This is a genomic window from Streptomyces sp. NPDC007905 (assembly GCF_042959345.1).
In the GTDB taxonomy this organism is placed as follows: Bacteria; Actinomycetota; Actinomycetes; order Streptomycetales; family Streptomycetaceae; genus Streptomyces.
On the sequence record NZ_JBIBKS010000033.1, the window covers coordinates 23383 to 36025 of the forward strand.

Genomic DNA, 12643 nt, shown 5'->3' on the forward strand with positions numbered 1-12643 from the left:
GCGGGGCAGGGGCATGCGGGGGATCATTCGACACCCGGTCCGGCGCGTGGAACGCGCGGGCCTGCGCACCGGGCTCAGATGGAAGCTCAGCGCGGCGATCGCGCTGGTCGCCGGGCTCGTGGCGATTGCGCTCAGCCTGGTCGTGCACAACGCCGCCCGGGTCTCGATGCTGGACAACGCGCGCGACCTGGCCAACGAGCGTGTCCAGGTCGCCCAGGGCAACTACGAGCGGTACAAGCGGACCAACCTCCCCGACATCAAGATCGACGATCCCGAGCTGCCGGCCGCCCTGCGCGAGAAGGTCCAGGAGGGCCGCCGGGCCAGCGACGTCTCGGAGCACGGCGGAGGACCGCCGGACATCTGGGCGGCCGTACCGGTCAAGGACGGTCATGTGCTGTCCCTGCACAGCCGCTTTCCGGACCGTTCCACGGACGTGATGAAGGACCTCGACCAGGCCCTGATCATCGGGTCCATCGCGGTCGTGATGGGCGGCAGCGCGCTCGGCGTGCTGATCGGCGGGCAGTTGTCGCGGCGGCTGCGCAAGGCGGCGGCCGCCGCGGGCCAGGTCGCCAAGGGGGAGACCGACGTACGGGTGCGGGAGGCCATCGGCGGCGTCGTACGGGACGAGACCGACGATCTCGCGCGCGCGGTGGACGCCATGGCGGACGCGCTGCGGCAGCGCCTGGAGGCCGAGCGGCGGGTCACCGCCGACATCGCGCACGAGCTGCGCACCCCGGTGACGGGCCTGCTCACGGCCGCCGAACTCCTGCCCCCCGGCCGCCCGACGGAACTGGTCCTGGACCGGGCGAAGGCGATGCGCACCCTCGTCGAGGACGTCCTGGAGGTGGCCCGGCTGGACGGCGCCTCGGAACGGGCCGAGCTGCAGGACATCATGCTGGGCGAGTTCGTGGCCCGGCGCGTGGCCGCCAAGGACCCGGACATCGTCGTACGGGTGGTGCACGAGTCGGAGCTCACCACCGATCCGCGCCGCCTCGAGCGGGTGCTGTTCAACCTCCTCGCCAACGCCGCCCGGCACGGCAGACCGCCGATCGAGGTCACCGTCGAGGGCCGGGTCATCCGGGTCCGCGACCACGGCCCCGGTTTCCCCGAGGAACTCCTCGCCGAGGGCCCGAGCCGCTTCCGCACCGGCAGCATGGACCGCGCGGGCCAGGGTCACGGCCTGGGCCTGACGATCGCGGCCGGCCAGGCCCGGGTGCTGGGCGCCCGCCTGACCTTCCGCAACGTACGGTCCGCCGGTGCCCCCGCCCACATCCCGGCCGAGGGCGCGGTGGCCGTCCTCTGGCTCCCGGAACACGCCCCCACCAGCACGGGCAGCTACCCGCTGCTGCCGCTGTCCGGGGGCACCGCCTGAGGTTCCGACAGCGGGTCGCCGGTGCCCAGGGGGGTCCGACAGTTCGGCAGTCGGTGTGCACCGGTGTGGTCAGCGGGCGAGGACATCCGCGAACTTGCGGCCCTCCACCACCGGATAGCCGAAGTCCGTCGCGTTGAAGGAGGTTGCGTACGACGTCGTCAGGCCCGAGGTCGTGCCGCGCAGCACCCACGCCGCCCCGTCGTCGTACCCTCCGGGCACCACGTCCTCGCCGAACGCGCCGATCGCCAGGTCAGCCCTGCCGTTGCCGTTGATGTCGCGCAGGCGCAGCGAGGAGCCGAAGTGGTCACCGGCCTCGGCGGCGCCCGGTACGCCCGGCGTGGCCTGATGGAAGGAGCGGGCCCCGCTCGTGGTCAGTCCGGCCGAACTGCCCCTGAGAAACACGACGTTGCCGACGTTCCGGTGGCCGTCGACGTCCTCGTACGAGGCGCCGACCGCGAGGTCCGCGTAGCCGTCGCCGGTCGCGTCGCCCACCGCAACGGCGGCGCCGAAGTAGTCGTAGCTCTCGTCGGTTCCCGGTACACCCGGGCTGGCCTGGGTGTATGTCCCGCCCGTGGCGGGCAGTCCGGCCGCCTTGCCGTACCGCACAGTGAACGAACCGCCGTTGGGCACATCGGTGTTCCCGGTGACCAGGTCGTCATATCCGTCGCCGTTGATGTCTCCCGCCGCGACGGCCCGGTCCCAGGCGGCGCCGCCCGCGGCGCTGCCCTCGGCCAGCACCGAGTAGGAGGAGCCGATGTCGCCGGGACCGCCGCGGAGCAGGCCCACGTACTTGCCCGTGATGGTGCCGGTGCTGTCCGTGCGCCGGCCGTGCAGGACGAAGTCGCTGCCGTCGGTACCGGAGAAGTGACCGGCGACGACACCGTCCAGGCGGACGTTCTCGGGCAGGAACCCCACCTCCGGCGCCAGCGCACCGTCCTGCGTGGGCTTCCCCTCGGCGTACCACCAGAAGGTGTTGGCACCGACGACGACCAGGTTGCCGGTGCCGTCGCCGTCGAGGTCGGCGAAGGCGGCGCCCGTCCCGAACCCGAAGGCCTCGGCGTTCGGGGCGGTGAGCACGGTGCCGCCGGACGTGAACGGCTTCACTCCGCCCCAGACGATGGTCACCGAGCCGCTCGGCTTACCCGTGATCTGCTCGGAGGGAGCGCCGACGATCAGGTCGGCGTAGCCGTCGCCGTCGACGTCACCGCTGGTGACGTTCTCGCCGAACTGGTCCTCGGACTCCGAGGTACCGGGAACGCCCGGGGTGTTCTGGGTGATGTTCACCGACCGGGCGGGGCTGACGCCGGAAGACGAGCCGAAGAGGACGGTGACCGTGCCACCGCTCGCCTTGGGCGTGCCGATGGCGAGATCGCGATAGCCGTCACCGTTGAAGTCGTCCCACAGCCCGGAGGGCGCCGCAGCGGCACCGGGAGCACCCAGCCCCGTAAGGGCAAGAGCAGCAGCGGCCACCACGGCGAAGGTACGTATGCGCAAATCATGCTCCCGTCGGTGAACCGAGGCTTCAGCGACATACGACACGAGTGGTGAACAAAGGGTTGTACACGACACAGCACAAGGTGAACGCGCGCTGCCCCCACCGCTACCGCGGTGGGCGGGCGTTCCTCCCCCAGCTACCGCTGGGAGGTCCCCCAGACGATGGGGGAACCTCCTCCCCGGCGCCTGGCCGGGCACGAAGAAGGCCCCCGGGGCGGACACCAGCCGGGGGCCTTCGGTTCGGGCAGTCGCTCAGACCGCCTCGATCACCGGCGCCGGAGCGGCTTCCGCGCTGTCCGCCGAGGACTTCTGCGGCCCGCCCTTGAGCGGAACCTCCTTCACGAACAGCGCGGCGACGAGCACGACCACCGCGATCACCGCGCCCAGCAGGAACGCCGAGTGCGTACCGGCGGACACCGCGTGCTGGTAGGCCTCCCGCGCCTGCACCGGCAGCTTCGCCAGGCTCGCCGCGTCCAGCTGGGCCGACTTCTCGGTGAGGTTCTTGCCCAGCGCGCCGGCCCGCTCCGCCATCACGTCCTGGACCCGGTGGTTGAACAGCGCGCCCATGATGGCCACACCGAAGGAGGAGCCGAGCGTACGGAACAGGGTGGTGGAGGAGGATGCCACGCCCATGTCCTTCATCTCCACGCTGTTCTGGGCCACCAGCATGGTGATCTGCATCAGGCAGCCCATGCCCGCGCCGAGCACGGCCATGTAGAGGCCGGAGGTCAGCCGCGTGGTGCCGGTGTCCATCAGCGACAGCAGGTACAGGCCGACGATCATCAGCACACCGCCGACGATCGGGAAGACCTTGTAACGGCCGCTGTTGGTGGTGACGCGCCCCGCCACCATCGAGGTCACCAGCATCGCGCCGAGCATCGGCAGGAGCAGCAGACCCGAGTTGGTCGCCGAGGCACCCTGCACCGACTGCTGGTACAGCGGCAGGAAGAGCGTGGCGCCGAACATCACGAAGCCGGTGACGAAGCCGATGAGGGACATCAGGGTGAAGTTGCGGCTGCGGAAGATGTGCAGCGGCAGCACCGGCTCGGAGGCCTTGGTCTGCCAGAACACGAACCCGACCAGCGTGGCCACGCCGATGCCGATCAGCTCCATGATCCGCGCGGAGGTCCAGGCGTACTCGGTGCCGCCCCAGGTGGTGACCAGCACGATGGAGGTGATGCCGACCGTCAGCAGCACGACGCCGACGTAGTCGATGCCCGCCTTGGCCCGCTTCTTCGGCAGGTGCAGCACGGCGGTGACCAGCGCCAGCGCCACGGCACCCAGCGGCAGGTTGATGTAGAAGGCCCAGCGCCAGCCCCAGTTGTCGGTGATCGTGCCGCCGACCAGCGGGCCGCCGATCATCGCCAGCGCCATGACGCCGGCCATCATGCCCTGGTACTTGCCACGCTCCCGCGGCGGAATGAGGTCACCGATGATCGCCATGACACCGACCATCAGACCGCCGGCGCCGAGCCCCTGAACGGCCCGGAACCCGATCAGCTGGCCCATGTCCTGGGCCATGCCGCTCAGCGCGGAGCCGATCAGGAAGATGACGATCGAGCTGAGGAAGGCGCCCTTGCGCCCGTACATGTCACCGAGCTTGCCCCAGACCGGGGTCGAGGCCGCGGTCGCGAGCGTGTACCCGGTCACCACCCAGGACAGGCGCTCCAGGCCACCCAGCTCGCCCACGATCGTCGGCATCGCCGTACCCACGATCATGTTGTCGAGCATCGCGAGCATCATCGCGATCATGAGCGCGAGCAGGACCACCCGTACGCTCTTCGGCTGTTTCTCCGGCCTCTCGGGCTTCGCCTGGCCCTTCACGGCCGCCTGCGTGTCCGCCATCTCTCCCACTCCCCCTGGCGACAGCTACTTACTTGCCGCCCGGCTAGTTCACTACACTGGGGAAGGTAACCTGTCACTAGCCGGGCGTCAAGTAAGTTTCCGCGGGAGCGCGAGGAGTACGAGGATGGGCGTCACCATGGACGGCACCAAGCAGCAGCGCCGCGGCAACACCCGCCAGCGCATCCAGGACGTGGCGCTCAACCTCTTCGCCGAGCAGGGCTACGAGAAGACCTCCCTGCGCGAGATCGCCGAGCTTCTCGACGTCACGAAAGCGGCCCTGTACTACCACTTCAGGACGAAGGAAGAGATCATCGTCAGCCTCTTCGAGGACCTGACGAAACCGATCGAGGAACTGATCGCGTGGGGCAGGACCCAGCCGCACACCCTGGAGACCAAGCACGAGCTGGTACGGCGCTACAGCCAGGCCCTGGCCGGCGCCGAGCCGCTCTTCCGCTTCATGCAGGAGAACCAGGCGACAGTGCGGGAACTGCGCATCGGCGACGCCTTCAAGGACCGCATGCGCGATCTCAGGGACATCTTCATCGACCCCGACGCACCCCTGGTCGAGCAAGTCCGCTGCATCAGCGCGATGTTCACGCTGCACGCCGGGATGTTCGTGATGCAGGACATCGAAGGCGACCTCGAGAAGAGGCGCGATGCCGTTCTCGAAGTCGCCCTGGACCTCGTCACGCAGGCGCACGAGGGCGCCCGCCGCGAGGGCTGACTCAGACCGTGACGCCGTGGGCGCGCAGGAAGTCGACCGGGTTGACCGCGGAGCCGTAGTTCGGGGTCGTCCGGATCTCGAAGTGCAGGTGCGGGCCGGTCGAGTTGCCGGTGCTGCCCGAGAGGGCGATGTGCTGGCCGGTCTTGACGATCTGGCCGACCTTGACGTCGATCCGGGACAGGTGCGCGTACTGCGAGTAGGTGCCGTTGCCGTGCTTGATGACGATGGCGTTGCCGTACGCGGGGCCGTCACCGGCGCCGTTGGGGCCGGCCTTGACGACAGTGCCGCCGTGCGCGGCGAGGACCTCGGTGCCGCTCGGCACGGCGAAGTCCTGGCCGCTGTGCTTGGCGACCCAGTGGCTGCCGGCCTGGGCGAAGCTCGCGGAGAGCGTGTACTTCTTCACCGGGTCGATCCAGCCGGCGGACGGCGCGGCGGCGCTCGCAACCCCGGCCCCCAGCACGGCCGTGGCGCCTACTCCGGCGGCCAGGACGGTCACGCGGTTGCGGAGCGAGGACGTACGGGAAGAGCGGGACATGAAGCGCTGGAACATGCGGGACCTCGTGGACTCGGGGACGGAACGGCCACCCGGCGCACAGACGTTCGCCGGTGGGACCCGTCATTGGTAACCCGAAACCCCATCCCTACCCAAATCCCCCATCTACGGCGTCAATTAGTACAGAAACCAGAAATCATCCGCTTCTTGACAGGGGCTCCACTCATGGACACGAGCCTCGAAGTCGGTGTTTTACGAGGGTTCCGGGGCGAAAATGCCCTTTTGTCCGTATAGAAAGTCCCACTATCAGGGTTAGTAACGGACATTTCGCCTGTGCGGCATATCACCGGCCTGCTAAACCGGCGGCCGGATAAATGTGACGCACACCTCTAGGCACCTACCCTCCAGTAACCCTACGGTTCCCCTCGCGCCACCCTCACCAAAGATCATGCCCCTGACAGTTCACCGTTCAGGCCGTGCAGCGTACGGACGTGAGAGGACCCCCACCGATGACCAGACGCCCCTGGGCGCGCCGCATATCCGTCACCGCCGTCTCCGTGGCCGCGCTCGCCGCGCTGGCCGCCCCCGCCGAGGCCGCCGGTACGGCCCCGAGCACGGGCAGCACCACCTCCGCCAAGGTCGACTACACCACCTGGCAGAAGGACTGCCAGACCGTCATGGACCAGGCCCTGCCGTACCTGAAGGACCGCATCGCGGCCGCCGGGCCCGGTGAGAAGCAGGCGATCGTCTTCGACATCGACAACACCACGCTGGAGACCGACTTCGGCTTCCGCTACCCGCAGCCGGCCAACAAGCCGGTGCTGAACGTCGCCAAGTACGCCCAGGAGCACGGCGTCTCGCTGTTCTTCGTCACGGCCCGCCCGGGCATCATCGAAGACCCCACCGAGTGGAACCTCGAGTACGACGGCTACGACGTCTCCGGTCTCTATGTCCGCGGCTTCTTCGACCTCTTCAAGGACGTCGCCGCCTACAAGACGGCCCAGCGCGCCGACATCGAGAACAAGGGCTACACGATCATCGCGAACATCGGGAACAGCGCCACCGACCTGTCGGGCGGCCACGCCGAGAAGACGTTCAAACTGCCGGACTACGACGGGCAGTTGTCGTAACCGGAGTCTTTCCGGGCATGCGAAAGGGGCCGGTGCCCGAAAGCACCGGCCCCTTTCACTCGATTCACCCGGTCGGGACGCTTACACGTCCTTGCTCAGGTTCGGCCCGGCACCGCCGGCCGCCTGCTCGATCGGCGGGACGTCGGGCAGCGCCGACTTCTCCTCACCCCGGAAGGTGAAGGTGGCGGCATCGCCCTCGCCCTCGGTGTCCACGACCACGATGTGACCGGGGCGCAGCTCGCCGAAGAGGATCTTCTCCGAGAGCGTGTCCTCGACCTCGCGCTGGATCGTGCGACGCAGCGGACGCGCGCCCAGCACCGGGTCGTAACCCTTCTTCGACAGCAGCTCCTTGGCGGACTGGGAGAGCTCGAGGCCCATGTCCCGGTCCTTCAGGCGCTCGTCCACCTTGCTGATCATCAGGTCGACGATCCGCAGGATGTCCTGCTGCGTCAGCTGCGGGAAGACGACCACGTCGTCGACGCGGTTGAGGAACTCGGGCCGGAAGTGCTGCTTGAGCTCGTCCTGGACCTTGTTCTTCATGCGCTCGTAGTTGGTCTTCGTGTCACCCGAAGCCGCGAAGCCCAGGTTGAAGCCCTTGGAGATGTCCCGGGTGCCGAGGTTGGTCGTCATGATGATGACCGTGTTCTTGAAGTCCACGACCCGGCCCTGGGAGTCGGTCAGGCGACCGTCCTCCAGGATCTGCAGCAGCGAGTTGAAGATGTCCGGGTGCGCCTTCTCGACCTCGTCGAAGAGGACGACGGAGAACGGCTTGCGGCGGACCTTCTCGGTCAGCTGGCCGCCCTCCTCGTAGCCCACGTAGCCGGGAGGCGAACCGAAGAGACGCGACACCGTGTGCTTCTCGCTGAACTCCGACATGTCGAGGGAGATCAGCGCGTCCTCGTCACCGAAGAGGAACTCGGCGAGCGCCTTGGACAGCTCGGTCTTACCGACACCGGACGGGCCGGCGAAGATGAACGAACCACCCGGACGCTTCGGGTCCTTCAGACCCGCACGCGTACGGCGGATCGCCTTCGACAGCGCCTTGACGGCGTCGACCTGGCCGATGACCCGCTTGTGGAGCTCGTCCTCCATGCGGAGCAGGCGGCTGGACTCCTCCTCGGTCAGCTTGAAGACCGGGATGCCGGTGGCCGTGGCGAGGACCTCGGCGATCAGCTCGCCGTCGACCTCCGCGACGACGTCCATGTCGCCGGCCTTCCACTCCTTCTCCCGCTTGGCCTTGGCGGCCAGGAGCTGCTTCTCCTTGTCGCGCAGGGAGGCGGCCTTCTCGAAGTCCTGCGAGTCGATCGCGGACTCCTTGTCCCGGCGGACGGCGGCGATCTTCTCGTCGAACTCGCGCAGGTCCGGCGGAGCGGTCATCCGGCGGATGCGCATCCGGGAACCGGCCTCGTCGATCAGGTCGATCGCCTTGTCCGGCAGGAAGCGGTCGGAGATGTAGCGGTCGGCCAGGGTGGCCGCCTGGACCAGGGCCTCGTCCGTGATGGAGACGCGGTGGTGCGCCTCGTACCGGTCGCGCAGACCCTTGAGGATCTCGATCGTGTGCGGCAGGGACGGTTCGGCGACCTGGATGGGCTGGAAGCGGCGCTCCAGGGCCGCGTCCTTCTCCAGGTGCTTGCGGTACTCGTCCAGCGTGGTCGCACCGATGGTCTGCAGCTCACCGCGGGCCAGCATCGGCTTCAGGATGGAAGCCGCGTCGATGGCGCCCTCGGCGGCACCCGCACCGACCAGCGTGTGCAGCTCGTCGATGAACAGGATGATGTCGCCGCGGGTGCGGATCTCCTTGAGCACCTTCTTCAGGCGCTCCTCGAAGTCACCGCGGTAGCGGGAGCCGGCGACCAGGGCGCCGAGGTCCAGCGTGTAGAGGTGCTTGTCCTTGAGCGTCTCGGGCACCTCGCCCTTGACGATGGCCTGGGCGAGGCCCTCGACGACGGCGGTCTTGCCGACGCCGGGCTCACCGATCAGCACCGGGTTGTTCTTGGTACGGCGGGACAGCACCTGCATGACCCGCTCGATCTCCTTCTCGCGCCCGATGACCGGGTCGAGCTTGGACTCACGAGCGGCCTGAGTGAGGTTCCGGCCGAACTGGTCCAGGACGAGCGAGGTCGAGGGCGTGCCCTCGGCCGGGCCGCCGGCGGCGGCCGTCTCCTTGCCCTGGTAACCGGAGAGCAGCTGGATGACCTGCTGCCGCACCCGGTTGAGGTCTGCACCCAGCTTGACCAGGACCTGGGCGGCGACGCCCTCGCCCTCACGGATCAGGCCGAGCAGGATGTGCTCCGTGCCGATGTAGTTGTGGCCCAGCTGAAGGGCCTCGCGGAGCGACAGCTCCAGGACCTTCTTGGCACGGGGGGTGAAGGGAATGTGCCCGGACGGGGCCTGCTGGCCCTGGCCGATGATTTCCTCCACCTGCTGGCGGACCGCCTCAAGCGAAATGCCGAGGCTCTCCAGGGCCTTAGCGGCGACACCTTCGCCCTCGTGGATGAGACCCAGGAGGATGTGCTCGGTGCCGATGTAGTTGTGGTTGAGCATCCGGGCTTCTTCCTGAGCCAGGACGACAACCCGCCGCGCGCGGTCGGTGAACCTCTCGAACATCGTTAATCGCTCCTCAGAGCGGTCAGGCAGTGGGGGGAACTTCCCCTCCCTGTCCTTCCGCAGCTTAGTCCCGCAAGCGGGGACCGCTCATTCCAACTGCCGACACCGTCGATGGCCTCCTGACCCCGAACGCCGACATCTGCTCCAACCCGATGGTGCGAGACGATGTTCCCGCAGGCCAGGCAGTTACCCCACTCGCCACTACGCCGATGGCGAACGTGAGACGGCCCTTCCCGCGCGTCGCCCCCTCCCACTAGGGATGTCTTACCCGCAGGGACTGACACTCCATGCCGCGCGCCCCGATTCCCTCCGCTATGGGCGAACAACCTTGCGCCTCCCCGAGCCCCCGCGCGCCCCCTTTTCGGGCACTCTGCGCAATCGTGAAGGCACGAAGCGTAACTTGCGGCTCGTTTCGGCGGTTGCACGTGGCATGGCTGGCTCGGTCCTCGCGACCTCCGCGGTCCCCCTTCCTCGTCGCCCGCTCGATCCGGAGGCTTCCGGCCCTCCGGACGGCCCGGACGCCCGGGCCCGGCACTGGTACGAGAACGATCTGGGGTGGGCGACAGTGCCCGGACGGCCGCTGCGGTTGGTCACGGGGCTGCGGTTCGACGTCCTGGACGTGCCGGCCGAGGCGGGCGCGGCGGCGCTCAGACACCTGGCGCCTGGCTCTCCGGTGGCCCTACGGGGCGACCGGATGCGACTGCTGGTGGCCGCGGGCAGCGCGGAGGAACTGCCGGGGGTGCTGGACTGGCTGGAATGGGGACCGCTTGCGCTGGACGTGCGGGCCCTGGGCACGGGAGACCTGATGGAGGCGCCGGTCGCGCCCGAGGGGGCCTGCGGCGGACCTCAGCCGCGTCCCGGGGGCCCCGCCCGCGCCGTTTCCCTGCAGGGGGCCGCCGTATGGCTGCGGCCCCCCGGCCCGGGGGGCGAGGTCGAGGCCTCGCTGCCGGCGTTGCCGGCCATGGGGTGCCCGAAAGGCGCCCCCGATCTCGTACGACTGGTGGACACGGTGGCAGCGTGGTGCCACCGGGTCCGGCTGCGGCGCGCGAGCGCCCGCCCGCCCGCCTGCCGGCGAAATCAGCCGTTGGCCTTCTCGTAGGCCTCGCGAATGGACGCGGGAACACGGCCGCGGTCGTTGACCTCGTAACCGTTCTCCTTCGCCCACGCGCGGATGGCCGCCGTGTCCTGGCTGCCACCGGAAGCGGCACGCGCCTTTCCGCGTGCGCCCGCGGCACGGCCTCCGGTACGACGACCGCCCTTCACATAGGGCTCGAGAAGGCCGCGCAGCTTGTCCGCATTGGCAGTCGTGAGGTCGATCTCGTACGTCTTGCCGTCCAGCGCGAACGTCACGGTCTCGTCCGCCTCGCCGCCGTCGAGGTCATCGACAAGAAGGACCTGAACCTTCTGTGCCACCGGATTTCCTTTCATCGATAACGTGAGGGTCAAGGGTCCGCGGCGTCCGCCGTTTCGCCGCCCCTGTTATATGCAGTACTGCAGTACGCCGGAAAGCAAACCGCTTTTGCCGGAAAAACACAAACCCCTGGGAGAGACCCAGGGGCCCGCCCCGGTCCGGAAACATGCGCGTTTCGGACATAGAGGCACCGGGTCAATGACGATCACAGATGCAGAAGCATCCGGCTGTTGCCCAGGGTGTTCGGTTTCACTCGTTCGAGACCGAGGAACTCCGCGACGCCCTCGTCATAGGAACGCAACAGCTCCGCGTACACATCGGTGTCGACCGGTGTCTCCCCGATCTCCACGAAGCCATGCTTCCCGAAGAAGTCCACTTCGAAGGTCAGACAGAAAACGCGCCGAACGCCGAGCCAGCGCGCGGTCTGCAGCAACTTCTCCAGCAACTGATGACCGACACCCGCGCCCTTGAGGCCGGGCTTCACCGCGAGAGTGCGGACTTCCGCGAGGTCTTCCCACATGACGTGCAGCGCGCCGCAGCCGACCACCTCGGCGTTGTCGTCGCGTTCGGCGACCCAGAACTCCTGGATGTCCTCGTAAAGCGTGACCGTGGCTTTGTCGAGCAGGATGCGGTCACGGACGTAGGCGTCGAGGAGGCGGCGCACCACCGGGACATCGCTGGTCCGGGCCCGCCGGACGGTGATGGCTTTTGCGGTGACTTCGGGACGCTCTGCTGCCATGAGCGGACGCTATCGCCCGGCGGTCTCCCCCGCCGAGCCGGGGTTCTCCTCTTGCGGGGCCCGCGGGGCTTGCGGGGCTTCCCCGGTTTCCGGGCCCTGCACGATGCGTACGGCGTCCCTGAGGGCCTGGCGCTGTTCGTCGCTCATCATCCCGAAGAAGGCGACGAGAGCCGCCGCCGGGTTGTCGCTCTGCGACCAGGCGTCGTTCATCAGTGCGGCGGCGTACGCGGCCCGGGTCGAGACGGCCTCATATCGATAGGCGCGCCCCTCCGCCTCACGGCGCACCCAGCCCTTCTGATGGAGATTGTCCAAAACGGTCATCACGGTGGTGTACGCGATGGACCGTTCCTGCTGCAGGTCTTCCAGGACTTCTCGAACGGTCACCGGGCGGTTCCACTTCCACACCCGCGTCATGACCGCGTCTTCGAGTTCTCCCAATGGGCGAGGCACAGCTCAGAACAATAGTGGGAGATCCCGTCAATGGCGTGCCGGAACGTGCACTTAGGCTGCAAACGCGAACAAAAAGGGCGTACGACTCGGAGAGCACCGGGGTGCGAGGAGTCGTACGCCCTGCCAGGCGTCGTCGGCCGGCGGCGGACCGGCCCGGTGTCAGGCGTCGCCGCCGGCGGATGCCTCGCGGACGCCCTCCGTCCGCGCGAGGGCGGCGTCCACGGCCGCGTCCTCCTTGGCCTTGGCGGCCCCGCCCTGGGTCTTCACGATCACCCTGACCACACCGATGAAGAACGCGGCCATGACGACCGGGGGCACGAGTGCGGAGACGTAGTCCATGGATCCAGGGTAGCCAGGCGGTCCGGGGCGAAAGGGGCG

General features: G+C 68.6%; 12 protein-coding genes. 4 read left to right on the forward strand and 8 right to left on the reverse strand.

The window, feature by feature from the left end; genetic code table 11:
- The first annotated feature begins 13 nt into the window (after positions 1–13).
- Positions 14–1372, forward strand: coding sequence for a two-component system sensor histidine kinase CseC (gene cseC, locus ACFZDC_RS37295; RefSeq protein ID WP_391330908.1), 1359 nt, complete (start codon positions 14–16; stop codon positions 1370–1372).
- A gap of 69 nt (positions 1373–1441) precedes the next feature.
- Here the strand turns inward: cseC and ACFZDC_RS37300 are convergent, their stop codons facing one another.
- Both ACFZDC_RS37300 and ACFZDC_RS37305 read right to left on the reverse strand, forming a co-directional pair.
- Positions 1442–2866 carry an FG-GAP-like repeat-containing protein gene (locus ACFZDC_RS37300; protein WP_391330910.1) on the reverse strand — a complete coding sequence of 475 codons (1425 nt, stop codon included), beginning with the start codon at positions 2864–2866 and terminating at the stop codon, positions 1442–1444.
- Between the two features lie 252 nt (positions 2867–3118).
- Positions 3119–4711 (reverse strand): DHA2 family efflux MFS transporter permease subunit, encoded by a 1593-nt coding sequence (locus tag ACFZDC_RS37305; RefSeq protein WP_391330912.1) that lies wholly within the window; start codon positions 4709–4711, stop codon positions 3119–3121.
- Between the two features lie 124 nt (positions 4712–4835).
- Between ACFZDC_RS37305 and ACFZDC_RS37310 the strand changes: the two genes are divergently transcribed.
- Complete coding sequence (locus ACFZDC_RS37310) at positions 4836–5435, forward strand: TetR family transcriptional regulator (RefSeq protein WP_391330914.1); 600 nt, start codon at positions 4836–4838, stop codon at positions 5433–5435.
- 1 nt (position 5436) lies between these two features.
- On the opposite strand, the gene ACFZDC_RS37315 is transcribed toward ACFZDC_RS37310, so the two are convergent.
- The gene (locus ACFZDC_RS37315) at positions 5437–5985 is read right to left on the reverse strand and encodes a peptidoglycan DD-metalloendopeptidase family protein (protein WP_391330916.1); all 549 of its coding nucleotides are present in this window, start codon (positions 5983–5985) and stop codon (positions 5437–5439) included.
- Positions 5986–6437: 452 nt separating this feature from the next.
- On the opposite strand from ACFZDC_RS37315, the gene ACFZDC_RS37320 reads away from it, so the two are divergent.
- A complete protein-coding gene (locus ACFZDC_RS37320) occupies positions 6438–7058 on the forward strand; it encodes an HAD family acid phosphatase (protein ID WP_391330918.1) in 621 nt (206 codons plus the stop codon).
- Positions 7059–7139: 81 nt separating this feature from the next.
- Here ACFZDC_RS37320 and ACFZDC_RS37325 read toward each other — a convergent pair whose 3' ends face one another.
- Positions 7140–9665 (reverse strand): AAA family ATPase, encoded by a 2526-nt coding sequence (locus ACFZDC_RS37325; RefSeq protein ID WP_391330919.1) that lies wholly within the window; start codon positions 9663–9665, stop codon positions 7140–7142.
- 430 nt (positions 9666–10095) lie between these two features.
- On the opposite strand from ACFZDC_RS37325, the gene ACFZDC_RS37330 reads away from it, so the two are divergent.
- A complete protein-coding gene (locus ACFZDC_RS37330; protein ID WP_391330920.1) occupies positions 10096–10764 on the forward strand; it encodes an SCO3374 family protein in 669 nt (222 codons plus the stop codon).
- Here the strand turns inward: ACFZDC_RS37330 and ACFZDC_RS37335 are convergent.
- The 4 genes from ACFZDC_RS37335 to ACFZDC_RS37350 form a co-directional block, all read right to left on the reverse strand.
- Positions 10743–11078, reverse strand: a complete 336-nt coding sequence (locus tag ACFZDC_RS37335) for a histone-like nucleoid-structuring protein Lsr2 (protein ID WP_391330921.1) — start codon at positions 11076–11078, stop codon at positions 10743–10745. The two genes, ACFZDC_RS37330 and ACFZDC_RS37335, sit on opposite strands and share 22 nt — an antisense overlap.
- Positions 11079–11281: 203 nt before the next feature.
- Positions 11282–11815, reverse strand: coding sequence for an amino-acid N-acetyltransferase (locus tag ACFZDC_RS37340; RefSeq protein ID WP_391330922.1), 534 nt, complete (start codon positions 11813–11815; stop codon positions 11282–11284).
- Positions 11816–11824: 9 nt separating this feature from the next.
- Positions 11825–12229 carry a BlaI/MecI/CopY family transcriptional regulator gene (locus ACFZDC_RS37345; protein ID WP_391330924.1) on the reverse strand — a complete coding sequence of 135 codons (405 nt, stop codon included), beginning with the start codon at positions 12227–12229 and terminating at the stop codon, positions 11825–11827.
- A 195-nt stretch (positions 12230–12424) separates the two neighbouring features.
- Positions 12425–12604, reverse strand: a complete 180-nt coding sequence (locus ACFZDC_RS37350; protein ID WP_391330926.1) for a hypothetical protein — start codon at positions 12602–12604, stop codon at positions 12425–12427.
- Between the last annotated feature and the right edge of the window lie 39 nt (positions 12605–12643).